Annotated in this window: 25 protein-coding genes; 13 read left to right on the forward strand and 12 right to left on the reverse strand. The window is 60.7% G+C overall.

What is annotated here, in order from left to right; translation table 11 throughout:
- Positions 1 to 207 precede the first annotated feature (207 nt).
- On the forward strand, positions 208 to 1,191 hold the full coding sequence (locus GH983_RS12520; RefSeq protein ID WP_153762542.1) for a glutathione S-transferase family protein: 984 nt from the start codon (positions 208 to 210) through the stop codon (positions 1,189 to 1,191).
- A gap of 3 nt (positions 1,192 to 1,194) precedes the next feature.
- Here GH983_RS12520 and GH983_RS12525 read toward each other — a convergent pair whose 3' ends face one another.
- Positions 1,195 to 1,701 carry an NUDIX domain-containing protein gene (locus GH983_RS12525; protein ID WP_153762543.1) on the reverse strand — a complete coding sequence of 169 codons (507 nt, stop codon included), beginning with the start codon at positions 1,699 to 1,701 and terminating at the stop codon, positions 1,195 to 1,197.
- A 41-nt stretch (positions 1,702 to 1,742) separates the two neighbouring features.
- On the opposite strand from GH983_RS12525, the gene GH983_RS12530 reads away from it, so the two are divergent.
- Complete coding sequence (locus GH983_RS12530; RefSeq protein WP_153762544.1) at positions 1,743 to 2,651, forward strand: metallophosphoesterase; 909 nt, start codon at positions 1,743 to 1,745, stop codon at positions 2,649 to 2,651.
- Between the two features lie 107 nt (positions 2,652 to 2,758).
- On the opposite strand, the gene GH983_RS12535 is transcribed toward GH983_RS12530, so the two are convergent.
- The 6 genes from GH983_RS12535 to GH983_RS12565 all read right to left on the reverse strand — a co-directional run bounded on the left by GH983_RS12535 (position 2,759) and on the right by GH983_RS12565 (position 8,910).
- A complete protein-coding gene (locus GH983_RS12535; RefSeq protein ID WP_153762545.1) occupies positions 2,759 to 3,535 on the reverse strand; it encodes an alpha/beta fold hydrolase in 777 nt (258 codons plus the stop codon).
- A gap of 4 nt (positions 3,536 to 3,539) precedes the next feature.
- Positions 3,540 to 5,255 carry a 2-isopropylmalate synthase gene (gene leuA / locus GH983_RS12540; RefSeq protein WP_153762546.1) on the reverse strand — a complete coding sequence of 572 codons (1,716 nt, stop codon included), beginning with the start codon at positions 5,253 to 5,255 and terminating at the stop codon, positions 3,540 to 3,542.
- A 327-nt stretch (positions 5,256 to 5,582) separates the two neighbouring features.
- Positions 5,583 to 5,834 carry a type II toxin-antitoxin system BrnA family antitoxin gene (gene brnA, locus GH983_RS12545; protein WP_153762547.1) on the reverse strand — a complete coding sequence of 84 codons (252 nt, stop codon included), beginning with the start codon at positions 5,832 to 5,834 and terminating at the stop codon, positions 5,583 to 5,585.
- Between the two features lie 295 nt (positions 5,835 to 6,129).
- Positions 6,130 to 6,354: a hypothetical protein gene (locus GH983_RS12555; protein ID WP_069043662.1), complete on the reverse strand. Its 225-nt coding sequence runs from the start codon at positions 6,352 to 6,354 to the stop codon at positions 6,130 to 6,132.
- A complete protein-coding gene (locus GH983_RS12560; RefSeq protein WP_069043661.1) occupies positions 6,351 to 7,532 on the reverse strand; it encodes a benzoate/H(+) symporter BenE family transporter in 1,182 nt (393 codons plus the stop codon). Before GH983_RS12560 ends, GH983_RS12555 begins: the two co-directional genes overlap by 4 nt.
- A gap of 103 nt (positions 7,533 to 7,635) precedes the next feature.
- Positions 7,636 to 8,910 (reverse strand): diguanylate cyclase, encoded by a 1,275-nt coding sequence (locus GH983_RS12565; protein WP_153762548.1) that lies wholly within the window; start codon positions 8,908 to 8,910, stop codon positions 7,636 to 7,638.
- 216 nt (positions 8,911 to 9,126) lie between these two features.
- Here GH983_RS12565 and GH983_RS12570 point away from each other — a divergent pair, with 216 nt between their 5' ends.
- From GH983_RS12570 to GH983_RS12580, 3 genes are all read left to right on the forward strand, one after another.
- Positions 9,127 to 10,224: a carboxynorspermidine decarboxylase gene (locus GH983_RS12570; protein ID WP_153762549.1), complete on the forward strand. Its 1,098-nt coding sequence runs from the start codon at positions 9,127 to 9,129 to the stop codon at positions 10,222 to 10,224.
- A 50-nt stretch (positions 10,225 to 10,274) separates the two neighbouring features.
- Positions 10,275 to 11,513, forward strand: a complete 1,239-nt coding sequence (locus GH983_RS12575; RefSeq protein ID WP_153762550.1) for a saccharopine dehydrogenase family protein — start codon at positions 10,275 to 10,277, stop codon at positions 11,511 to 11,513.
- Positions 11,514 to 11,679: 166 nt separating this feature from the next.
- Positions 11,680 to 12,198 (forward strand): DUF488 family protein, encoded by a 519-nt coding sequence (locus GH983_RS12580; RefSeq protein ID WP_153762551.1) that lies wholly within the window; start codon positions 11,680 to 11,682, stop codon positions 12,196 to 12,198.
- On the opposite strand, the gene GH983_RS12585 is transcribed toward GH983_RS12580, so the two are convergent.
- The gene (locus GH983_RS12585; RefSeq protein ID WP_153762552.1) at positions 12,158 to 12,964 is read right to left on the reverse strand and encodes a hypothetical protein; all 807 of its coding nucleotides are present in this window, start codon (positions 12,962 to 12,964) and stop codon (positions 12,158 to 12,160) included. The two genes, GH983_RS12580 and GH983_RS12585, sit on opposite strands and share 41 nt — an antisense overlap.
- A gap of 119 nt (positions 12,965 to 13,083) precedes the next feature.
- Between GH983_RS12585 and GH983_RS12590 the strand changes: the two genes are divergently transcribed.
- The 4 genes from GH983_RS12590 (at position 13,084) to GH983_RS12605 (ending at position 14,569) form a co-directional block, all read left to right on the forward strand.
- Entirely contained in the window at positions 13,084 to 13,263 is a 180-nt protein-coding gene (locus tag GH983_RS12590; protein WP_246727399.1) for a type II toxin-antitoxin system RelE/ParE family toxin, read from the forward strand.
- Positions 13,253 to 13,567 (forward strand): helix-turn-helix domain-containing protein, encoded by a 315-nt coding sequence (locus GH983_RS12595; protein WP_153762554.1) that lies wholly within the window; start codon positions 13,253 to 13,255, stop codon positions 13,565 to 13,567. The genes GH983_RS12590 and GH983_RS12595 overlap by 11 nt, the downstream gene beginning before the upstream one ends.
- Before the next feature lie 72 nt (positions 13,568 to 13,639).
- Positions 13,640 to 14,143 (forward strand): hypothetical protein, encoded by a 504-nt coding sequence (locus tag GH983_RS12600; protein ID WP_153762555.1) that lies wholly within the window; start codon positions 13,640 to 13,642, stop codon positions 14,141 to 14,143.
- A gap of 81 nt (positions 14,144 to 14,224) precedes the next feature.
- Positions 14,225 to 14,569 carry a hypothetical protein gene (locus GH983_RS12605; RefSeq protein ID WP_153762556.1) on the forward strand — a complete coding sequence of 115 codons (345 nt, stop codon included), beginning with the start codon at positions 14,225 to 14,227 and terminating at the stop codon, positions 14,567 to 14,569.
- A gap of 73 nt (positions 14,570 to 14,642) precedes the next feature.
- Here the strand turns inward: GH983_RS12605 and GH983_RS12610 are convergent, their stop codons facing one another.
- On the reverse strand, positions 14,643 to 15,227 hold the full coding sequence (locus tag GH983_RS12610; protein WP_054151449.1) for an ATP-dependent Clp protease proteolytic subunit: 585 nt from the start codon (positions 15,225 to 15,227) through the stop codon (positions 14,643 to 14,645).
- Positions 15,228 to 15,423: 196 nt separating this feature from the next.
- Between GH983_RS12610 and GH983_RS12615 the strand changes: the two genes are divergently transcribed.
- Both GH983_RS12615 and GH983_RS12620 read left to right on the forward strand, forming a co-directional pair.
- On the forward strand, positions 15,424 to 16,770 hold the full coding sequence (locus tag GH983_RS12615; protein WP_153762557.1) for an HD-GYP domain-containing protein: 1,347 nt from the start codon (positions 15,424 to 15,426) through the stop codon (positions 16,768 to 16,770).
- 172 nt (positions 16,771 to 16,942) lie between these two features.
- Entirely contained in the window at positions 16,943 to 18,286 is a 1,344-nt protein-coding gene (locus GH983_RS12620; RefSeq protein WP_069043653.1) for an HD-GYP domain-containing protein, read from the forward strand.
- An 11-nt stretch (positions 18,287 to 18,297) separates the two neighbouring features.
- On the opposite strand, the gene GH983_RS12625 is transcribed toward GH983_RS12620, so the two are convergent.
- Both GH983_RS12625 and GH983_RS12630 read right to left on the reverse strand, forming a co-directional pair.
- Positions 18,298 to 18,795: an avidin/streptavidin family protein gene (locus GH983_RS12625; RefSeq protein WP_153762558.1), complete on the reverse strand. Its 498-nt coding sequence runs from the start codon at positions 18,793 to 18,795 to the stop codon at positions 18,298 to 18,300.
- 80 nt (positions 18,796 to 18,875) lie between these two features.
- A complete protein-coding gene (locus GH983_RS12630) occupies positions 18,876 to 19,307 on the reverse strand; it encodes an Lrp/AsnC family transcriptional regulator (RefSeq protein ID WP_054151446.1) in 432 nt (143 codons plus the stop codon).
- Between the two features lie 146 nt (positions 19,308 to 19,453).
- Between GH983_RS12630 and GH983_RS12635 the strand changes: the two genes are divergently transcribed.
- Positions 19,454 to 20,557 (forward strand): saccharopine dehydrogenase family protein, encoded by a 1,104-nt coding sequence (locus tag GH983_RS12635; RefSeq protein ID WP_069043651.1) that lies wholly within the window; start codon positions 19,454 to 19,456, stop codon positions 20,555 to 20,557.
- A 251-nt stretch (positions 20,558 to 20,808) separates the two neighbouring features.
- Positions 20,809 to 22,179 carry a bifunctional diguanylate cyclase/phosphodiesterase gene (locus GH983_RS12640; protein ID WP_153762559.1) on the forward strand — a complete coding sequence of 457 codons (1,371 nt, stop codon included), beginning with the start codon at positions 20,809 to 20,811 and terminating at the stop codon, positions 22,177 to 22,179.
- 17 nt (positions 22,180 to 22,196) lie between these two features.
- Here GH983_RS12640 and GH983_RS12645 read toward each other — a convergent pair whose 3' ends face one another.
- On the reverse strand, positions 22,197 to 23,636 hold the full coding sequence (locus GH983_RS12645; protein WP_153762560.1) for a coniferyl aldehyde dehydrogenase: 1,440 nt from the start codon (positions 23,634 to 23,636) through the stop codon (positions 22,197 to 22,199).
- Positions 23,637 to 24,158: the final 522 nt, after the last annotated feature.

Raw genomic sequence — 24,158 nt, forward strand, 5'->3', positions numbered from 1 at the left:
CGCACGAATATCGTGCGTTCGAGAGCTTCAGCGTCGTCGTGGGTTCCGTGCGAGGGTCATCGGGGCCTTTAAATCTTGAGTGTTGTTCCGATAGCAGCAAAATTTCTGTCCGTCCAACGGAAAACGCACTGTTCAACCCATCGCCCCTCGCAATTGCAGCCGACAGCCGTATCTTCCGGGTCAAGTTCAAACGAGAAGGAAGCGACCATGGGTAGACTGGTGGATGGCGTCTGGCAGGACGTCTGGTACGACACGAAATCGACCTCGGGGCACTTCAAGAGGGCTGACTCGAGCTTCCGCAACTGGGTGACCGCAGACGGCTCCGCCGGCCCTTCCGGCAAGGGCGGTTTCAAGGCAGAGGCAGGTCGCTACCACCTCTACGTCTCCTATGCCTGCCCCTGGGCGCATCGCACCCTGATCTTCCGCGCCCTGAAGGGCCTCGAAGACCTGATCTCGGTTTCCGTGGTCGATCCGCTGATGCTGTCGAACGGCTGGGAATTCCACGACCGCGACGGCGCCACGCCGGATCATCTCTTCGGCTCGAATTTCCTCTGGCAAGTTTATGTCAAAGCCGACCCGACCTTCTCGGGCCGCGTGACCGTACCGGTCCTCTGGGACAAGCATCAGAACACTATCGTCTCGAACGAGAGCTCCGAGATCATCCGCATGTTGAATTCGGCCTTCGACGGCCTGACCGGCTCGGGCCTCGACATGCACCCCGAAGATCTCCATTCCGAGATCGACGAGGTGAACGCCCGCATTTACGACACGGTCAATAACGGCGTCTACAAGGCCGGTTTCGCCACAACCCAGGAAGCCTATGAAAGCGCCGTCTATCCGCTCTTCGAGACACTCGACTGGCTGGAGAAGCGACTGACCGATCAGCGCTACCTCTTCGGTAGCGGCATGACGGAAGCCGACTGGCGTCTGTTCACCACGCTGGTGCGCTTCGACCCCGTCTATGTCGGCCACTTCAAGTGCAACATCCGCCGCATCGCCGATTATCCTGCCCTGTCGGCCTATCTGCGCGACCTCTACCAGACGCCGGGCGTGGCCGAGACGGTCGAGATGCGCCACATCAAGCATCACTATTACCGCAGCCACACCATGATCAATCCGACCGGGGTCGTGCCGGTTGGCCCTCATGAGGACCTGATGGCGCCGCACGGTCGAGAAAAGCTCGGCGCCTGACCCTCACCAGTGATGCGCCGGGGAGATTTCCCCGCGCAGTTCCGCGATCCGGCGCCGCGTCGCCTGGGTCACGCCCTCCGGCAGAGCGTCGAAGTGGAAGAAGCCAGCCTCGGCAATCTCCCGGTCTGCGGGGCGGACCATCGTCTGCCGCACGTTGACACGGTAAAGCAAGACATGGTCACGCCGGCTGATCCGGGCATTGAAGTAGACATGGAAGAGTGCGGGAGCATCGACGGGTTCAAGATTACCCTCCTCCCGCATTTCCTTCAAAAGCGCTTCGATCGCCGTCTCGCCGCGCTCCACCCCGCCGCCTGGCATATGCCAACCGGGCACATAGGTGTGGCGGACCAGGAAGATCCGCCCCACGTCGTCGAAACAGGCGGCACGAACACCAAGCGTCATGCCACGATTGATGGCGAAATAGACATGCAGAAGGCGAACAAGGAACCTCTTCGGCCATCCGAGCCTTTCGCTATCGGCACCCGTCCCGGCACCACCCGCTGGCGTCATTTTCCTTGCCCCTCGGTTTCAGCGTCGTTAAGAGAAGCGCCATGTTCAAGCTCGCCCACATCTCCGACGTGCATCTCGGCCCGCTGCCGAACCTGACGATCCGGGAACTGGCCTCTAAGCGGATTACGGGCTATGTGAACTGGCATCGCAACCGCCGCAAGCACCTTTTCCCCAATGCGTTGGAAATGGTCCTGGAGTCGCTTCGTACCGAAAACCCGGATCACCTTGCCATAACGGGCGACCTCGTGAACCTCGCCTCAAAGCTTGAGGTCAAGCTCGTTTCCGAATGGCTGAAGGAAGCCGGTGCACCGCTCGATACATCCGTTGTGCCGGGAAATCACGACGCCTATGTGCCTGGCGCCCACGAGCGCGTCGTGCAGGCCTGGTACGACTACATGCGCGGCGACGACGATCCGCTGATCTTCCAGGACGTTCACAAGCTCTTCCCCTATATCCGCCGGCGTGGCCCGGTCGCGCTGATCGGCTGCTCGACCTCCATCGCCACCCCACCCTTCTCCGCCCAGGGCTATTTCAGCGGTCGCCAGGCCCGCGAGACCGCAGCACTTCTAAAGGCCGCCGGCGAGGAAGGTCTTTTCCGCGTGGTGATGATCCACCACCCGCCAATCCGGGGAGCGGCTCCCCAGCACAAGCGGATGATCGGCATCCGCCGTTTCGCCGCCGCGATCCGCACCGGCGGCGCCGAGCTCGTGCTGCACGGCCACACCCATCTCAACACGCTCTACTGGCTGACGGACCGCGAAAAGAAGGTCCCCGTCGTCGGCATTGCCTCGGCAAGTCAGGGCCCCGGCGCGAAGAAACCGGCCGCCGGCTACAATCTGTTCTCGGTGGATGGCGAAGCCGGAAACTGGCGTCTCGACTGGCAACGTTACAAGATCGAGAGCGAAGATGCCCCTCTCAAGCTCGATCACAGCGAACGGCTGCTCGGTTGAGCCGCTAGAGCAATTCCAGCAAAAGTGGGAACCGGTTTTGCGATCGGAATTGCGTCAAAGCAAAGAGATAGAGCATTTCAGGCGATTCTAATTCCGCCGGAAATGTTCTATCCTTCAGCCATCGCCGCCCGGATCGCCACAGCCACCCTATCCGGCGCCTCGTCGATCAGCATGTGGCCTGCAGTCTCTATCAGCGTGACCTCCGCGCCCTCCCAGATGTTTTTTGCCTGCGCGACCGGCAGGATCGGATCGGCCGTTCCCCAGAGCAATCGCGTTGGAATGCCGAGATCGGAGAATGAAGAGAGCGGCAACGTCCCCTGCCCGATCCGTTCGTCGGTTTCCACGAGGAAGGATTGGAGGATCTCCATCAGTCGATCCGTCGCCCCGGCAATCCGTCGAGCAGTCGCGAGCCGATCGAGAGCCGCTGCCTCAGACGCAACACCCTGGGCAGCCATTGCGGCCAACCCGACAGCCAACTCGTCTGGTTCGACGGCCAAACCATAACGCCGCAAGGCCTGATGATCGATCTCAGGACCAAAGCCACCTGGCGCCACAAGTGTTAGGGATGCCACCCGATCCCGCGCCCTGAGCGCAATCAGGCTGGCAATCGCCCCACCCATGGAATGACCGCAAAGATGAAAGCTCGAAATGCCGCGCCGGTCGAGATCCGCCAGCATGGCCTTGGCCATCACGCCGGCATGCCCGACACCCTCGGCATCAAGCGAGCGCCCATGCCCCGGCAGGTCATAGACGACAAGCGGCTGGTGTGGCTCGAGCCGCTCGATGACCGGCGCCCAGGAGGCGCCGATCCCGCCAAAACCATGCAGCAACGCAAGTGGGGCCTTCGCCGAGGACGGATGTCGAACCTCGGCGAAGAGCGTCATCTCATCAGGCTTTCTTCTGCTCGTCCAACACACGGTTGGCGGCCGAGACGATCGCCTCCAGCGAGGCCGTCACGATGTTGGTGTTGATGCCAGCCCCAAACAACTTGCCGCCAGCATGGGTCATTTCGACATAGGCGATGGCAGCTGCATTCGAGCCATGCTGCAAAGAGTGCTCGGAATAATCCTGCACCGAGAGGTCGATGCCGAGATAGGTCGAGAGCGCGTTGACGAAGCCGTCGATCGGGCCCGTTCCCTTGCCTTCGATCCGCTTTGTCTCGCCATTGTCGGTAATCTCGGCGGCAACCACCCGAATACCCTTCTGGTCAGTCCCGGCCGGATAGGTGTGGTGATCGACGAACTTGATGCGCGCGCCGGTCTGATCGACGTACCGTTCGATGAAGCGGTCGTAAATCTTCTTCGACGGCAGTTCCTTGCCTTCTTCGTCGGTGATCCGCTGAATGTCCTCGCGGAACTCGATCTGCAGGTTGCGCGGCAGGTTGATGCCGTAATCCTCCTGCAGGATGTAGGCGATGCCGCCCTTGCCCGACTGCGAGTTGATCCGGATGATCGCCTCATAGGTGCGGCCGACATCCTGCGGATCGATCGGCAGATAAGGCACTTCCCACACCGGATGATTGGCGGTCTTGATCGCCTTCATGCCCTTGTTGATGGCATCCTGATGCGAGCCGGAAAAGGCCGTATAGACCAGTTCACCGACATACGGATGGCGCTCGGGAATGACCATCTCGTTGGAATATTCATAGACCGCCTTGATCCGCTCGATGTCGGAACAATCCAGCTGCGGGTCGACGCCTTGCGTAAACATGTTGAGCGCCAGCGTCACGATATCGACATTGCCGGTGCGCTCGCCATTGCCGAACAGCGTGCCTTCGACGCGGTCGGCACCGGCCATCAGGCCCAGCTCGGTCGCAGCGATGCCCGTGCCGCGGTCATTATGCGGATGCAAGGAGATCAGCACGTTTTCGCGGTTGTCGATGTTGCGGCACATCCATTCGATCTGGTCGGCATAAATGTTCGGCGTCGCCATCTCGACGGTCGAAGGCAGGTTCAGGATCAGCTTGTTGTCAGCCGTCGGCTTCACTTCGGCGATAACGGCGTTGCAGATCTCCAAAGCCACTTCCAGCTCGGTGCCGGTGAAACTCTCAGGCGAATATTCGAAGCGATAACCGCCACCAGCCTTCGCCGCCATGTCCATGATCATCTTCGCCGCATCAACCGCGATCTGCTTGATGCCAGCGACGTCCTTGCCGAACACCACGCGGCGCTGCAGCTCGGAGGTGGAGTTGTAGAAGTGGATGATCGGGTTCTTGGCACCTTCCAGCGCCTCAAACGTCCGCGTGATCAACTCCGGCCGGCACTGCACCAGCACCTGCAGCGACACATCGGCGGGCACGCCGCCCTCTTCCACGCACCAGCGGGCGAAGTCGAAGTCCGTCTGGGAGGCCGAGGGAAAGCCGATCTCGATTTCCTTGAAGCCCATGTCGAGCAACAGCTGGAACATGCGCGCCTTGCGGTCATGGCCCATCGGATTGACCAGCGACTGATTGCCGTCGCGCAGGTCGACCGAGCACCAGATCGGTGCCTTGTCGATCACCTTCGACGGCCAGGTGCGGTCCGGAATGGCGATTTGCGGATAGGCGCGGTACTTCTGCGAAGCGTCCGGCATGCCCTGCTTCACGGTATGGGTCTTCAAAATCATCGTCTTCGTCTCTTCTCGTCCCTGGCGGCTGCCATGGCTGATAACAAATCAGCGGAGCTTTGGCACGTCCGAACAGGCCCTATTCAAGGGATGGATTGCATTACAAAAGGGGATTTCGAGGAGCAATCGCCAAACGGCTGACCCGGCCGCCGGGCGCTCCTCAATGGACCCGGCAACCGCGGATAAGGCCGAGAAGAAGAAGCGAGTTTGGCACCGACGCGACGAAGCGGGCCGCAGTGCGGGCCGTCATTTCAGTCGCAGCAATGGTCGTGCCGTTGATCTTCATGGGGTCAGGAATAACGCGATGAATTGAATCGCGCAAGGGTGTTATTCGGCGGCGGATGGACTTGCCTCGTCCAGCTTTTCGCGCAGCCAGTCTTCAAGCAAGGAGTCAACGGATACGCCGAGTTCCTTTGCTTGACGCTCCAGCCTAAGCTTCGTTCCCAACATGACCGTCACGGTCAGCTCAACCGGTTCGAGATTGGGACGTCTGGCCGTGGCCAGGTTGAAGTACTGCAGCACATCTTCTTCGCCCTCATCGAACAGGCGATCCAGCTCTTCAGCGCTGATTGTCTTCATAGAAACGCCTTTCCTGAATTCTTGCCCGGCGAACGGAAATGATCCGAACGCGCTCGTCACGCAGAACGTAGATACCTGCCCACAAGAGACCAAAGATCAGGCCTATTCGGATCCGCCTTGGTTCGGCAGCATACCCAGCATTCAAATCTAAGGATCATACCGCAACTCCTGCGCCGCCACGAAATCGATTCCGTGCTTCGCCTTGTTCGCCTCGCTTTTGACCGGATCGAATTCGAACTCCATGCGCAAAACCTAGCGCAACCCTTACGACTGCACCAGATCCGGCACACCCAGATCACCGCCGCCCGAATTGGGCAATGACGGCCGCAGCCAGGAAGGCGAGCGCGATCACGCCCCAGACCATCCCGCCATCGGTAACATTGCTGCCATCGGGCGTGACACAACTCGATTGCGAAGCCGCGATGCAGTCCCGCCAGATCCAGTAGCGCGTGTAGAAGACATAGCCGAAGAAACCGGCAAAGAGCACAAAGATGATGGCTTTGATGCGCAGCCGTCTCACGTGCGGTTTCTCGCCAGCTTGACCAGCCCCAGCATCGCCACCCCGGCGATCAGCCCCCAGAATGCCCCCGAAATCCCGAGGATCGAAATCCCCGATGCCGTGACAAGAAACGTCACCGCCGCCGCCTCCCGCGTCTCCGGCACCTGGAACGCCGCAACCGATGACCCCGAAAAGGCCCCGATCAGCGCCAGTCCCGCCACCGACTGGATGAGGATCGGGGGCGCCAGCGACACGAAGCCGGTGACGGCACCGGCGGCCAGCCCGAGCAGCACATAGCCGATCCCAGCAATGATCGCCGCCCAGTAGCGCCGCTTCGGGTCCTGGTGCGCGTCCTCGCCTGCACACATTGCCGCTGTAATTGCCGCAAGGTTCACTGCATGGCCGCCGAGAGGTGCCGCGAGTGCCGAAAAAAGACCGGTCACGGCAAACATCGGCCCCGGTTGCGGGTCATATTTGTTGACCTTGAGGATCGCGATACCAGGAATGTTCTGCGAGGCCATGGTGACGATGAACAGCGGCAGTGCGATCGACACCAGCGCCGGCAGCGTGAAGACCGGCAACACGAACTCCACCGGCGGCGCAAGCGATGCCGCCCAGCTGGCCATAGCCCCCTCCGGCAAGTCCACGCCGAAGACGATGACAACAACAAAGGTCAAAAGCGCAGCCGGCACCGCGTAAAGCCGCTTGAAGGCCGCGACCACCGCCCAGACCACGAGTATCGGCAGACCGAGCAAAGGATCGAAGGCGACCGCCTTGAACGGCGCGAAGCACAAATTCAGAATGACACCCGCCAGCATGGCATTGGCAATCGGCGCCGGAATGGCGGCAACCGCCCGCCCGAAGGGCCGGATGAGGCCGGCGAGCACGATCAGCGCCGCACAGACCAGAAACGCCCCGACCGCCGCAGGAAACCCGCCGACCGGAATCCCCGCCGTCACCATCAGCGCAGCACCCGGAGTCGACCAGGCAACGGAGACCGGCAGCTTCGTCCACACACTCAAGACGATCCCGCAGAGCCCCATGGCGACCGACAGCGCCATCAGCCCGGAGGCCGCTTCGTAATCCGTCGCGCCGACGCCTTTCAGCCCCTGGAGCACGACGGCAAACGAACTGGCAAAACCGACAAAGGCGACGAGCACGCCCATGAAGGCCGCCTGGGGAGAAAAGTCTTTGAGCATGATGGACTCGCCAAAAAACGAACCTGGATGGATCCAAGGCCAATCAAATTACGGTCGCTGTGGCAAGCCGCCGCTACGGCAAAAGCGTTCGCCCTCCCGCGGTTCAGACGGGTTTTGCCACCATTGGCATATCGACCTCCGGGAGGCGCATATCATGTGCCGCGGTCTCGAATCGCGCCAGAACGACCCGATTGCGGCCGCCGCGTTTGGCGGCGTAAAGCGCCTCGTCGGCGCGGCCGATGAGCTGCATGATCGACATTGCCGTTGGCGCCACAGCCACGCCGGCACTCAAGGTCACCGCAATCTTCGTCCCCTCGTGGAAAATGGTCAGCGCGGCGATCGAGGCGCACAACTGCTGCGCCGTTTGCATGGCATCAGCCTCGTTGGCAGCCGGCAGATAGAGGCCGAACTCCTCGCCCCCCATACGCGCCAGGATGGCATTGCGCCCCAGCTGTCGTGTCATCGCCTGCGCCACCGATGTCAGCACCTCGTCACCCGCCAGATGACCAAGACGATCATTCACCTGCTTGAAGTGGTCAATGTCGATGATCACATAGGCACTGCCGACCGGCGCCTCGCGCGGCAGACGGTCCATCATCCAGTGGCGATTGCGGATGCCCGTCAGGCTGTCGGTTTCGGTGAGGGCGATCAGTCTCTGTTCTGCCCGCTCCTGCACCAGAATCAGCACAAACATGGCGATGGCAAACTGGGCGAGGATCAGCACGAGAAATGCCGCCGCCGGCGTCATCTGGACGCTATCAGGCACGACGAGCGCCACGAAGGTTACGGCAGCGGTGACGGCCTTGGCGCCGAAGGCTGCCGCAAGCCCGAAACGGCTCGTCAGCCTCTGCCTTTTCGGATCCCACATCACCAGTGCAGCGGAGGCGGCCGAAAAGCCGCCCATGCAGGTGAGGAAAACTGCGCCGCGGTAGAACCTTTCCAGCGGAAACGCGGTCACGAGGGCAGCGACCGCGATGCCAGCAGGCACGAGCAGCGCCCACCAGAGCCTGCCCGCACGGTCTTCCGTGATCACGTCGCTCAGCCCCACAAGCATCAGAACATAGGCAACGGGGGTGACGATCGTCGTGAGATAGGTCCAGGTCTCGTAAGCGACGAAGCCCTGCTCGGAGGCGCCCGCCAGTACCGAGGCGACAGCAAGCACGAGGGACGCGACGGCCATCTTGCCGAGCCCATGGCCGCGCCGCGAGCCAAAGCGCAGATAAAGGAAACACAGCGCGCCGACCGTCAGCGACAGCGGATGCAGGATCAGGATGGTGGCGAGGTCGAGATGCATGAGGCGTCCAGGCAGAACCGATACAACCTGGCTTAGCAACGCAAAGCTTGCCGATTGCTGAACGAAGCCCGCCGCCTCACGCATGGCTGCATTCCCGTCCACGCAAGACGGCCTTGTGAAACGGCCGGGTTGATCGTCATCGCCGTTTCACCATGTCAAGGCAAACAGGAGGAACGGGGGAGATTCCCTTGAGCATATGCTTGCCTTTTGACCCCCTTTTGCCTATGGGACCCCTCCGACGCATTCGGGGCGTCCCGTTCACTTCCGCCAGATATGGCTGGGTTCACGAAGGATAGAGCCTTGATCCAGACTCCTTATTACCTGATCGACAAGTCCAAGCTGCTCCAGAACATGGAAAAGATCGCGACCTTGCGCGAACTTTCCGGCGCCAAGGCGCTTCTGGCGCTGAAATGCTTCGCCACCTGGTCGGTCTTCGATTTCATGCGCGATTACATGGACGGCACGACCTCCTCCTCGCTCAACGAAGTCCGCCTCGGCCACGAGCGTTTCGGCAAGGAAACCCATGCCTACTCGGTCGCTTACGCCGATTACGAGATCGACGAGGTCGTCTCCCACGCCGACAAGATCATCTTCAACTCGATCGGCCAGCTGACCCGTTTCGAGAGCCAGTCCTCCGGCATCATCCGCGGCCTGCGGCTGAACCCCGGCGTCTCCTCCTCGACCTTCGACCTCGCAGACCCTGCCCGCCCCTTCTCGCGGCTGGGCGAATGGGATTTGAAGAAGGTCGAGCCGGTCATGGACCTGATCTCCGGCTTCATGATCCACAACAACTGCGAAAACGGCGATTTCGACCTTTTCGATCAGATGCTCGGCGATATCGAACAGAAGTTCGGTCCCCTCCTGAAGAAGGCCGAATGGGTCTCGCTCGGCGGCGGCATCCATTTCACCGGCGAGAACTATCCGCTGGAGAAGTTCGCCGAGCGCCTCAAGCGCTTCTCCGGCGAGTTCGGCGTCCAGGTCTATCTGGAGCCCGGCGAAGCCTCGATCACCAAGTCGACCACGCTCGAAGTCACCGTGCTCGACAAGCTCTATAACGGCAAGGACCTTGTCGTGGTGGATTCCTCCATCGAAGCGCATCTCCTCGATCTCCTGATCTACCGGGAAAGCGCAAAGGTCCACCCTAACCAGGGACCGCACCGGTACCAGGTCTGCGGCAAGTCCTGCCTTGCTGGCGATATCTTCGGCGAGTTCAATTTCGAACAGGAATTGAACATCGGCGACCGCATCTCGCTGCAGGACACCGCCGGCTACACGATGGTCAAGAAAAACTGGTTTAACGGCGTGCAAATGCCGGCAATCGCCATCCGCGAACTGGATGGCAGCCTCAGGACGGTCCGTGAGTTCGACTACACGGACTACGAACAAAGCCTGTCTTGAAATCCTTCAAGCCCAGGTTCTGACGATTGGACATAGGAGTTGGTCCCATTATGAAGAAGAACGTGCTCATCATCGGCGCCGGCGGCGTCGCGCAGGTGGTTGCCCACAAATGTGCGCAAAACAACGACGTGCTCGGCGACATCCACATCGCCTCACGCACCAAGGCGAAGTGCGACGCGATCATCGCTTCGGTTCATGAAAAGAAGGCGATGAAGCAGGAGGGCGTTCTCGAAGCCCATGCGCTCGACGCCCTCGACATCGAAGCCACCAAGGCCCTGATCAAGAAGCTGGGCACTGAGATCGTCATCAATGTCGGCACTGCCTTCCTCAACATGTCGGTGCTGCGCGCCTGCATGGACACAGGTGTGGCCTATATCGACACCGCGATCCATGAAGAGCCGAACAAGATCTGCGAGACCCCACCGTGGTACGGAAACTACGAGTGGAAGCGTGCGGAAGAATGCGCTGAAAAGGGCATCACCGCCATCCTCGGCGCCGGCTTCGATCCGGGCGTGGTCAACGCCTATGCGCGTCTCGCCAAGGACGAATATCTCGACAAGGTGACCGATGTCGACATCGTCGACATCAATGCCGGCAGCCACGGCAAGTACTTCGCCACCAACTTCGACCCGGAAATCAACTTCCGCGAATTCACCGGCGTCGTCTATTCCTGGCAGGGTGGCGAATGGCAGGTCAACAAGATGTTCGAGATCGGCAAGGACTACGACCTGCCGGTCGTCGGCACGCGCCGCGCCTATCTCTGCGGCCATGACGAAGTGCATTCGCTGGCCAAGAACATGGACGGCGCCGACGTGCGCTTCTGGATGGGCTTCGGCGATCACTACATCAACGTCTTCACCGTCCTGAAGTCGATCGGCCTCCTCTCCGAACAGCCGATCAAGCTCGCCGACGGTTCCGAAGTGGTGCCGCTGAAGGTCGTCAAGGCCTGCCTGCCGGATCCCGCCTCGCTTGCCCCCAACTACGAAGGCAAGACCTGCATCGGCGATTACGTGAAGGGCTTCAAGGACGGCAAGGAAAAGACCGTCTTTATCTACAACGTCGCCGACCACAAGGAAGCCTATAACGAAGTGGGAAGCCAGGGCATCTCCTACACGGCGGGTGTCCCGCCGGTTGCTGCGGCCATGCTGGTCGCAACCGGCGAATGGGACGTGAAGAAGATGGCCAACGTCGAAGAACTGCCGCCCAAGCCCTTCATCAACCTCCTGAACAAGATCGGCCTGCCGACCCGCATTCAGGACGAGGATGGCGATCGGGCTGTGGAGTTCTAAGAGCGCGGATAGCGCTTGAGGATTGAGGGAATGCGGACCCCGCCGGAGAAATTCGGCGGGGTTACAAGTTTCTGCAGTTACGCAAATGGGTTTAGCGGCGTCAAAATGGCAAGCGTCACGCCAGATCACACATGTTATGCTGTGATGCAAAATGGGAAAGATCAACATGAAGACCGTGTATACCATCGGCTATGAGGGCACCGACATTGATCGCTTCGTTCAGACGCTTAAAGCGGTCGGCGTTCAATCCGTTGCCGACGTTCGCGCTGTCCCTCTCTCTAGAAAGAAAGGATTCTCAAAAAACGTTCTTCGAGATCGGCTTGCGCAAGAAGGTATTGCGTATTTGCCGATGCAAGATCTCGGAGATCCGAAAGCAGGGCGAGAAGCAGCAAAGGCTGGCAACTACGAGCTATTCCGGAAAATCTATTCTGCCTATATTGATCAACCCAATGTCATTTCCGTAGTTGAAGATTTAGCCGACAAAGCTGACGACAGCATTACCTGCCTACTTTGCTTCGAGCGCGATCCTAAGACATGCCACCGCCTTATAGTGGGTGAGAAAATGGCGATGTTTGGATATCAGATGATGCATCTCTATGCCGACGATCCAAATCGGTACGTTCGAAACAGAGATCGACTTGCGGTTAAAGCAGAAGGCCTTGCTTTGCATGAGGTGGGTATATGAGGCTAATTAGAAGCCACTGATCCTGAAAGCGATGCTGGTTACCCATCAGAAACATAAGGTCACTTGAGGGAATAGAGACCTCTAGCTTGTTGCGGAATTTCTCCTCCCAATTGTTCCCATAATTCTTCCTGCATGTCCAAAACAGGGCACCGACTTCCCAGTCGACCAATTTGTGACGAAAAGATAGAATTCCGGACGGCAATGCGCATTCATATCGGTAGTAAAAGTCGAAGGGTAGCTTCCTTAGCCGCCGAACCGATTGATTGTCTTCATCGAACAAGCTTGCTTGTTTCTGCGCTTGTTCGAGCTTAGCAATCTCATCTTTTGTCCAGTCCGGTTCGGAAACAGGTTCGATATCGAGACCCAAAATTCGGGATGGCTTCAAAAGAGCTATTGAGCTTTTTGTTTCTGCCTGATGGGATCGAACGTCATCAAAAGAAGAGAAAAGCTTTAGACGGGAAAGCAAGTTACGTCTTGCAGCCCATTCATTTTTTGTCGGCACCGTCGCGCCCGGTACGATAGTTTCAACTTTGATCGAGTAACTTTCCGGACGATGATCACTCCGCGCCTTTTCAACTTTAGCGTCAATCCACTGCCACTTACGAAACTGATGCTCTTCTGCAATATGGCGAAAAGGAACTGGGAAAAGTCGGATGAACTCTCCACTTTCAAGCATCCCGGCAACACAGGACAGTTCGGCGTACCTACCGCTAGGCGAGGGATAAGTTTTACAGAGGATAAGAATCTTTTGATCGAGAACTGGCATTCCCCCTCCACGAAATGATTGTTGTTCGGATCTGCAAAATCGATTTTTGATTGCAAATCTAGAGTGAATGCAATCTGAAAACTAGATACCCATGTTGCACTAGTATGAAGGAAATCCGGGTGCGGTTCGGCAAACAGGTCTGGCGTTTCGCCTTCGCCTTTGATCCGTCCCAGAGCGCCATCATCCTCTGCGGCGGCGACAAGCAGGGCATGAGTCAGACGCTGTTTTACAAGTCCCTGATCCGCAAGGCCGATACCCGGTTTTCAGCCTGGCTGAAGGAGAAACGCAATGGACACTGACTGGAAAACACTGCGCGCCGAACTGCCGCACGACGTCCGCGCACGCCTCGACGCCAAGCGCAACGAGCGGCGGCTGGGCAAGGCACTGGCCGAGGTCCGCAAGGCCATGCAGGCCACCCAACAGGATGTCGCAGCCCGGGCCGGTATGACGCAGAACACCGTGTCGAAAATCGAACGCGCCGACGACGTGCTCCTCTCCTCCGTGGTCCGCTACATGCGCTCCATCGGCGGCGGCGTCGAACTCGTGCTCAAGACGCCGGATGGCAAGGAAAGCCGTGTCGATCTGACGCCAGAGCCGAACTGAGCATATCCACCCCGCCCTCACCATGCTACGAGGCCGCCACACACCATCCCACACTCGCCGAGACACCCGCCCATGCCCCCTGCCCTCCACACCGACCTCACCGCCGCCCTCCGCCCTCTCCTCACCGAACTCCACCAGTCTCCGGGCCTCTTCCAGACCTGGGAAGCCCATCTGGAGCTTGTCGCGGCCGGCGGTCTCGTCGTGGTGAAGTCGAAGCGGGCCAAGGGGCTGGTCGACAGCCTGTTCTGGGGCCGCGCGCCCGGCTCGACCGAGAACAGGCAGCTGCCGGACGCGACCGCCTTTGCCGCCATCGATCGTTTCCTCGGCCTCGGCGCCCATCTGGCGCTGTCGGATGCGCTTCCCGAAGGTGCTGTGCTGGACGAAGCTTTTCCGCATTGCGCGGTGAAGCTCGCCTATCGCAAGAAGGGCGCGCCGAAGGCGAAGTCGCTGTCGATGATCTTTATCGGCTTCAACGACGAGGCAGATGCGATCGCCTATGCGGAGCGTGCGGAGGGTACCCTGCCGCTGGTGACATCCAGGCCGCTGATGGCTGACAGGCTGCACGAGTGGCGCTGAAAGCCGGCTCATCCGCCTGAGACGAGGGAACTTTCGGGCTCCGTGCGACTTTCCTCGCCAAGACATCAAAGGAGCCCCATAATGTCCGCCAAGTTCCTGCGCGCAGCGCTCGTCACCACGCTCGCCCTCGCCGGCCTTCCGCTCGCCGCCCCCTTTGCCGCCCCGGCTTCCGCGCAAGGGATTGAACTGCGCATCGGCCCGGATGGTGTGCGCCCGATCATTCGCGAGCGCGAACCCGAGCGTGACCGCCGCGACCGCAATCGCGGCTGCAGCCCGCGTGAAGCCCAGCGTGCGGCGACCGAAGAGGGTCTGCGCCGCGCCGAAGTGGTGCGCGTCACCGATCGCAGCATCACGGTGCGTGGCTTTACCCGTCGCGGGCCTGAACAGCTGCGTTTTGCCAATCGCCGCGGTTGCCCGCTGATTTGATCGAAAAGCCTAAAACGACAAAAGCCGCCGGATCGCTCCGGCGGCTTTTTCAGGTCAATCTCAGGCGAAAGCCTCAGCCGATGTCGGCGTGGCTCTCGATGATCCGGCCGACCAGGCCATAGGTGACGGCGTCTTCGGCCGAGAGCCAGTAGTCGCGGTCAATGTCTTTCGCGATCTTCTCCTGGCTCTGGCCGGTGGCCTTCGCATAGATCTTGATCAGGCGTTCGTTCATCTTGATGATTTCGCGGGCCTGGATCTCGATGTCGGAGGCCATGCCGCGGGTGCCGCCAGACGGCTGGTGCATCAGGAAGCGGGTGTTCGGCAGGGCCAGACGGCGCTCCTTCGGAACCGCTACGAAAATCAGCGAGCCGGCAGAGGCGGCCCAGCCGGTCGCGATTATGAAGACCTTCGGCTTGATGAAGCGAATCATGTCGTGGATCGCATCACCGGCTTCGACATGGCCGCCCGGCGAGCAGACGAACACACGGATGTCTTCATCCGAGGCAGCAGCAAGCGCGACGAGCTGCGTGCAGACCTTCTGCGCCAGCTCCATGGTGATGCCGCCATAGATGAAGATCGAACGCGACTTGAAGAGGTTCGCTTCCGTTTCCTTGCCGATCGGCAGTTCCTTGCTCTTGTCGTCTTCGTCTTCGTTCATCACAGGGGACAGTCCTCGTTGGTTTGGCTTATCCGCACATAGTGCGTCTCATGGCTTAAGACAATGCGGGAAAAAGACAAGCATGGAAGGAGTGAACAGGAGGTTGCCATCACAGGCGTTTCGTATGTGAGGATATCCGAATTATCTACGACCCCTTAACTCTTAAGGGTTAAATCTGGCAGCGACGGAGATACACATGCTCGCACAGATACGCCTCGCTGAACTGATTGGTGCCCTCAGCCACGCACTCGACCTGACCGGCGGACAGATTGCCGGACACTGCATTCGCACCGCCCATATCGGTACGGCCATAGGTCGCCGCCTGGGCCTGCCGGAAGAGCAGTTGCACGATCTCTATTACACCCTGATGCTGAAGGATCTCGGCTGCTCGGCCAATGCGGTGCGCATGTGTGAGATCTTCGATACGGACGATACCAGTTTCAAGGGCGACTTCCGCCGCGTCGATGGCACGCTGCCCAGCTTGCTGCGACAGGTCTTCCGCCACGCCGGCGCCCGTCGCGGTGTTGCGGGCAAGGTCAAGGCTGTCATTAAGGCACTGCGTTCAGGCAAACATGCGGGAGAACTGGTCGGCATCCGCTGCCACAGGGGTGCGGAAATCGCACGCCAGATGCGGTTCTCCGAGGATGTCGCAGCCGGCATCCGCGAGCTCGACGAGCATTATGACGGCACCGGCCGACCAGACGGCCTCAAAGGGCAAGAGATCCATCTTTTCGCCCGCATCGCACTGGCAGCCCAGGTGGTCGATGTTCATTCCAGCCATGGCAGCCCGGAACAGGCATTGCGTCAGCTCAGCGCCCGCCGGGGCACCTGGCTCGATCCCGCAGTCGTCGATGCCTGCCTCGCCGTGCTGGCACAACCTGGCGTCTGGGACGATTTGAAGGCGCCGGATCTCCAGCTGAAGGTGCTGGCAGCAGAGCCGGGTCAGACGGTCATCCTGGCAGACGACGACTATCTCGACGATATCGTGGAGGGCTTCGCCCGCGTCATCGACGCAAAAAGCCCATACACCGCCGGCCATAGCGACCGCGTCGCGGAAATCACCGTGAAGATCGCCGAAGAACTCGGCCTTTCTGCGTCCGAATGCCGGAGCCTGCGTCGGGCAGCCCTGCTGCACGACATCGGCAAGCTCGGCGTCTCGGCCCGGGTGTTGAACAAGCCCTCCGGTCTCGATCCCGAGGAATGGACGGAAATGCAGGCCCATGCAGCGCATTCCGAGCGCATCCTCTCGCAAATACCCGCCTTCGCGGAACTGGCGGAGGTCGGCGGCGCCCATCACGAGCGGCTCGACGGCAGGGGCTATCCGCGTGGGCTCACTGGCGACCAGCTCTCGCTCGCAACCCGCATCGTTGCCACCGCCGATGTCTTCGATGCCCTGACGGCCGAAAGACCCTACCGGGCTCCGATCACCCCGGCAGAAGCACTCGCCGTCATCCGCAAGACCGCAGGGGTGCATCACGACCCGCTCTGCGTCGACGCCCTCGAACGCGCAGTCGCCCGGGACAACGCCCTCGCGGCTGCGTGATCGCGCGACCGCCGCAGCGATACCCGTTCTTAATCCCATTCCTTCAGACTGGAGCAGTCAAAGCAAAAGCGCGAAGCGCGCTTTGCCTCCGGAATTGCAAGAAAACAAGAGGATAGGGCATGGATGCTACTCCGTTTTCGCCGGAATTGGTCTAACGGGAGGAGAAGGCGCCATGACCCAGACCATCAGGCTTGCGGAACTGATCGAGGCACTCAGTCACGCGCTCGACATGACGGAAGGTCAGCCCGCCGGCCATTGCGTGCGCTGCTGCTTCATCGGCACGCGGATCGGCCAGGCGCTCGGTCTTGGCGAAGAGGCGCTGCGCGATCTCTATTACACCCTGCTCCTGAAGGATCTCGGCTGCTCGTCCAATGCCGCCCGCATCTGCGAGCTCTATCTGGCCGATGACCTGAAGTTCAAACACGACTTCAAACTGGTCGACGGCTCCTTCCCGCAGATTCTGAAATTCGTGCTCTCCCACACCGGCATGGAAGCGGGGCTTGCCGAACGCTTCCGCGGCATTCTCAACATCTTCAAGAATGGCGGCGAGATCTCGACCAGCCTCATCCAGACCCGCTGCCAGCGCGGCGCGGAAATCGCCCGCCAGATGCGCTTTTCCGAAGAGGTAGCACGCGGCATTCTGGATCTCGACGAACATGTCGATGGCGGCGGCCTGCCTCAAGGTTTGAAGGGCGAAGAAATCCACCTTTTTGCTCGCATCGCTCTCATGGCGCAGGTGATCGACGTCTTCTTCGTCCATCAGGGCCCGGAAGCAGCTCTTATCGAGGTAAAGAAGCGCGCCGGTGGCTGGTTCGATCCGGAACTCGTCACTATCTTCGAAGCATTGGCCACCCCGGTGTTCTTTGCCGAACTCGGCTCCGAGAATCTCGAAGCCTATGTGTTGGCGCTCGAACCGGGCCGCCAGGCGGTGATGGCCGACGAGTGCTATCTCGATGATATCGCCGCAGGCTTTGCCCGCGTCATCGATGCGAAGAGCCCCTACACGTCAGGCCACAGCGATCGCGTCGCCCTCTTCACCGACCTGATCGCCGAGGAAATGGGCATGGCATTGCCGGAACGACGCCGCCTGAAGCGTGCAGCCCTGCTGCATGACATCGGCAAGCTGGGCGTCTCCAACAGCGTGCTCGACAAACCCGGCCGCCTTGAAGGCGAGGAATGGGAGCAAATGAAGCGCCACGCGGAATTCTCCGAGACCATCCTCTCGCGCATCGCCGCTTTCGCCGATCTCGCCTTGATTGGCGGCACCCATCACGAAAAACTCGATGGCTCCGGCTATCCGCGCGGCCTGAAGGGCGACGAGATATCTTTCGAGACACGCATCGTCGCCACCGCCGACGTCTTCGATGCACTGACCGCCGACCGCCCCTATCGCGCCGCCATGCCGGTCGAAAAGGCACTCGCCATCCTCTGGGAAGGGGCCGGCCGCCACCATGACGAAACCTGCATCGCAGCACTCGAACGGGCACTGGCAAGGGCGGAGCTGAAGGCGGCGTAGCCAAAACCCAGTTAGGGAATTACCGAAACCTCTGACCCATTGCTCTGCGGCGGCTCGTTGCTCATCTGCAAGGTGAAGAGGTCTTTACCTCTTCGTGCCTCATCATGATTGAGCCCGATCGCGATGACTGTCGAAAACTGCTCCCACTCCGCACGGAGCTCAAAGCTACCATTCTCCAGCGACCGGATCTCGGCACGCCATTCGGTCTGTCTCGGACAATCCTCAACGCCGTTTCGCCAGGTAACTTGAAAGGTGATCGTCCGCTCGATGATGCGTCCGTGAAGCGCGTAAGGAAGGCCGCGACAACCCTTACCCGGTGAATTGTTGATGAGATAGCCTTGCAACACCCCGTCACGCTCGCGATCGAGGACCAATACTGAACCGTGTCGGCTGATCCATGTCGAGGTGCCCCCTGCAATCTCGAGGGGCGCGCCCTCCTCGGCGGCTCGCGCTGCAGGCAGGCCGGTCTGCCAGAGAACCGATGCAAGCAGAAGTGTAACAATACCCATCCCAACCCCCAGAACGATTAAGACAAGATAACGAAATATGGTTTATTAAGGGTTTACAGATGAAAGAGTGGTTGCGGTCTTCATCGCGAAATCCGCGTCGACAGAATGATCGACGACAGTGTCCGCTCGACGCCGGACAATTCGCCGATCCGGTCGATCAATCGGTCGAGCTCGGAAATCGACGGGGCGGCGACAATGGCGATCAGGTCGTAGGGACCGTTCACCGAATAGAGTGCGGTCACCTCGCGGATCGCGTTCAACTCTCCGGTCACCGCGGTCAGCGCCTTCGGCGCGATGGTGATCATCACATGCGCCCGGATCAGCCCGCTTTGATAGGCATCGGAGAGCCGCACCTGGTAGCCGGCAATCACCCCTTGCGCTTCCAGCCGCTCCAGCCGGGCCTGAACCGTGGTGCGTGACAGATTGAGCCGCCGCGCGAGTTCCGCCACCGGCATCCGCGCATTCTCCGAGAGCAGCGAGAGCAACTCCCGATCCTTGTCCGTGATCTGCATTTCGTCCACTTTGCTCGTCAATACGTTCGTATTGATACCGCAATCTGATCAGATCGTCACTTGGAATCGACAGGCTCCGCCCGCAAACTGCTTTGACAAATGACATCTCGTCCGAATTGCGGACATCAGGCATGCGAGGGGCAACCATGAAGAACATCACCATCATCGGCGCGGGCAAGATCGGCGGCGCAATTGCCCGGATGCTCGCTGAAACCGGCGACTACGCGGTCACAGTCGCGGACCGCAGCGCCGAACAGCTGACAAAGCTCGATGCACATACGGCCGTGAAGACGCTCGAACTCGACATATCAGACGCGAACGCTCTCGACGCGGCCCTTTCCGGCCAGTTCGCCGTCCTCTCCGCCGCTCCCTTCCACCTGACCGGCGCAATCGCCGAAAGTGCCGCACGCACCGCGACGCATTACCTCGACCTAACGGAAGACGTGGCGACGACCCGCAAGGTGGAAGAGCTCGCCCGCGGCGCACGCTCCGCCTTCATTCCGCAATGCGGCCTTGCCCCCGGTTTCATCTCGATCGTCGCCAACGACCTGACCAAGCATTTCGACACGCTGGATACGGTCCGCATGCGCGTCGGCGCCCTGCCGCAATATCCGTCCAATGCGCTGAACTACAATCTCACCTGGTCGACCGACGGGCTGATCAACGAATACATCGAGCCCTGCGAGGCGATCGTCGAAGGCAAGCTGACTGTCGTGCCGGCCATGGAAGAGCGCGAGGAATTCTCGCTCGACGGCGTCACCTACGAGGCCTTCAACACCTCCGGCGGTCTCGGCACGCTGGCCAAGACGCTCGAAGGCCGGGTGCGCACGATGAACTACCGCACCATCCGCTATCCCGGCCACCAGGCGATCATCAAGGCACTGCTCAACGACTTCAACCTGAAGAACCGCCGCGACGTACTGAAGGACCTCTTCGAAAACGCCCTGCCGGCCACCATGCAGGACGTGGTTGTCGTCTTCGTCACGGTCTGCGGCTGGAAGGATGGCCGTTACCTGCAGGAAACCTATGCCAACAAGGTCTATGCCGGCGTGGTGGCTGCCAAGAAGATGAGCGCCATCCAGATCACCACGGCTGCGGGCATCTGCACCGTGCTTGACCTGCTCGCCGACGGCACCCTGCCCCAGGCAGGCTTCGTCCGCCAGGAAGAGATCGACCTTCCCGCCTTCCTCGCCAACCGCTTTGGCCGCGTCTACGATCCCGACGTGATGAAGGTCGCCAAGGCGGGCTGAACAATCCTGCTGAATAGTCTCCGGGGGGAGGTTGGACCGTTAAGGTCCAAAGGGGCGGTTCATCGGCAGATGGGCCGCCCCGCACCTTCTACGGCCCGACAGGCTTCGCAACGAACAGAAAGACTTGATGATCGAGATACATGGTTTCTTTAGTGGGCTAAGTTAGGGTATTCTGAATTTCAGCCTCCGGACGCACTTGGATCACCGTGCCAGAGAGGCCTAACCGGGGCCCCGAAGGGACGATTTGGCGAATGATGTTCGGCAAGGCCAATCAGGAGGACAAGGCGGATCGTGTCATCCGGGTCTATCAGACCGTGACGCTTGCCGTGGGTGGCGTCGCGCTGTTCTGGTCGCTGATATTTCTGGTCAAGGGCTACACCTTGCTGGCGCTGGCCGAGTTCTTTCCGGTTCTCGCCGCCCTTGTCTGCTTCGCGCTCGTCACCCGCCGCCGGCTCGATCTCTTCCTCCTTGTCGCGCAGATCAGCTTTCTCATTTTTGTCATCGGCTTTTGCCTGATGTTCGACGTACCGCAGAATGGCGCGCCGCGCGTGACGCATCTTTTCCTGCCTGTGCTCGGCATGCTCGCCTACATCAATTATCTGCGCCGACCATCCCGTCTCCAGCTTTCGGTGATCGCCGCAAGCCTCGTCTCCTTCGTCGTCCTGCATGCGGCCGATCTGAGGCTCCCCTTTGCCCAGCCGGTTCCCCCGGATCTGCACCGCATCGGCGTCTGGCTCAATCCGACCATGGCCGCCCTCATCTTCTGCACTGCCATTTACGCCCTGCAGCAACGGCTCTCGGCGCCAGGCGGCATCGCCCGAGATCTGGTGGCAGCCCTCCGGCATGGCGAGCTCAGCCTCGCCTACCAGCCGCAGGTCGATGCGAAGGGCGAGATCATGGGTGCTGAAGCCCTGCTGCGCTGGCACCACCCAGCCAAGGGCCCGATACCGCCTTCCACCTTCATCCCAGCCGCCGAAGAAGTCGGACTGATGACGCTCGTCGGCAATTTCGTGCTCGAAGAGGCCTTGGCGACACTTGGTCGCTGGCAGGCCGATCCGAGGCTCGGGCGCCTCACCCTTTCGGTCAATGTCAGCGCCAGCCAGTTCAACGAGGGCGATTTCGAAACCACGCTGCAGGACTTGCTCGCCCGCCACCGCATCGATCCAACACGTCTGAGGCTTGAACTCACCGAAAGCGTCTTGATCGCCGGGCTCGAACCCGTCGCGGAGAAAATGGTGTCCCTGAAGAGGCTCGGCCTCACTTTCTCGCTCGACGATTTCGGCACCGGCTTTTCCTCGCTGGCCTATCTGCGCCGCCTGCCAGTGAGCGAGCTCAAGATCGACCGCAGCTTTGTCGCAGCCGTCGCCGAAAACGACCGCGATGCCGCCCTCGTCCGCTCGATCAGGGCGATCGCCACCGATCTCGGCCTCGAAACCGTGGCCGAAGGGGTGGAAACCCCGGCCCAGCTCGCCTTTCTCGAGACGACCGGCTGCCGGTTCTTCCAGGGCTATCTCTTCGGCCGGCCTATGCCGCTCGCCGATTTCGAGCTTGCGGTGCGGGCCCCGAAGCCGAAGCCGGCGCTTGCCCCCGAACGGCAGTCCCCCCGCCTTGCTGCCGGCTGACCGACAAGCCTGATCAGTCAGCCGAAGCGCCCGAGCAGTTTCAGCATCCATTGCGCCATCCGCCCATAAGGCGGATAGAGGAACTTCACGCCAGAGATCGCCGACTGCTTCAGCACCGGCTTCTCCTTGCTGAGCGCCAGGAACCCCACTTCGCCGTGATAGGCGCCGTAACCGGAGGCACCCACGCCGCCAAAGGGCAGATCGTCCTGGGCGAGATGCAGGATCGTGTCGTTGACCGTGACGCCACCGGCAATCGTGCCGGCCAAGACCCGCTCCTGCGCCGCCTTGTCTTCGCCGAACCAGTAGAGCGCCAGCGGCCGGTCGCGGTGGTTGATATAGGCGATCGCATCGTCCAGCGTGTCATAGGCAACGATTGGCAGGATCGGCCCGAAGATCTCCTCCGACATCACCGCCGTCTCATCCGGCGCACCGATTACCGCGACCGGCGAAAACACGCGGGCGTCAGGATCATGCGGACCGGCAAGCTCGACCACCTCGGCGCCTGTTTCGCGCGCCTCCTCGACGAGGCGGGTGAGCCGCTCGTAATGCCGGGGGATGATGATCGTGGTGTAATCGGCATTGGCAGGCAGACCAGGGTATTGCCGCGCAACCTCTGCCTTCACGGCGGTGAGGAAATCCTGGACCCGCTCGCGCGGCACCAGCGCATAATCGGGCGCCACACAGGTCTGGCCGGAATTCAGAAGCTTGCCCCAGACGAGACGCGGCACGGCCTTGTCGAACTGCACGGAGAGATCGAGGATGGCGGGCGACTTGCCGCCGAGCTCGAGGGTAACAGGCGTCAGGTTCTTCGCCGCTGCTTCCGCCACCTTGCGACCGACGGCGGTCGAGCCGGTAAAGATCAGATGGTCGAAGGGTGCAGCGGTAAAGGCGGTCGCTACATCCGGCCCGCCTGTCACGACAGCCACCTCGTCCTCGGAGAACGTCTCGGAGATGGCTTTTGCCAGCACCTCGGAAAAGGCAGGCGTCAACTCGGACGGTTTCAGGATCGCCCGATTGCCGGCAGCAAGGGCGCCGACCAAGGGCGACAGCATCAGATTGAGCGGATAGTTCCAGGGGGCGACGATCCCGACCACGCCGAGCGGCTGGCGCAGGATGACCGCCGAGGCCGGCTTGCCGGTCCAGGCGAGCGAGACGCGACGCGGCCGCATCCAGCGTTTCAGATGCCTGCGCGCATGGCGGATCGCGGCCCGCACCGGCACGATATCGGTGAGCGTGGTAACGACGGCGGGCCGATTGCCGAAATCCTCAGAAATCGCCGCGGCAAAACGCTCCTGCCAGGCCTCGACCATCCGGTCGAGCCGCACTAGCCGATCGTCGCGGGTGGCATGATCAGGCGTGACATCCGTCGCCCAGGCCGCCTTCTGGACGGCAAGCAGGGACGCGATACGCGCGGCGGGATCCGCGATCTCGGATTTCGGCGATACCTGTCCGTCCATGGCGGTTTCCTCTCGTTTTTCGTCTCTCTCAAGATGGGCAGTTTACGCCCATTTGTTCAAGGGAGAACAAATGATTTTTGAATTCTCCTCTCCCCTTTGTGGGAGAGGATATAAAATCGAGGGCTTAGCCCGATCAGGGCTAAACCTCAGATTTTGTTGGTGAGGGGATCGGTGATGGTGGCACGACGAACGGCCCCCCTCACTTGCGATTTCAGATGTTTAGGCGGCTTGCGCTCGCCTAATTCATCGAAATCGCTTTCTCCCCCACCAAGGGGGAGATGGCCTCCGCGCTTGCGGCCCGCTCTCCCCCCTCCAGGAACTGAACTGTCAAAATACGCATGCTCGGCCACCGGTCGGGATCAACTCCCTCCGGGTCGGTCATGCTTGTCTCGGACGAGGCGCCAGAAGCAACCTGTCTAAGTAGTTTATGTGGCTCCTTCCGGCGCCTCGTTCGGCGTCTATTCCCGCTGCATGCGTCTCTCTGGCAAGGCGGCGACGGTCCTTGGAACTTGCGTCCCGAGG

Origin of the sequence: Agrobacterium sp. MA01 (assembly GCF_009650195.1) — a bacterium.
Taxonomy (GTDB): domain Bacteria; phylum Pseudomonadota; class Alphaproteobacteria; order Rhizobiales; family Rhizobiaceae; genus Allorhizobium.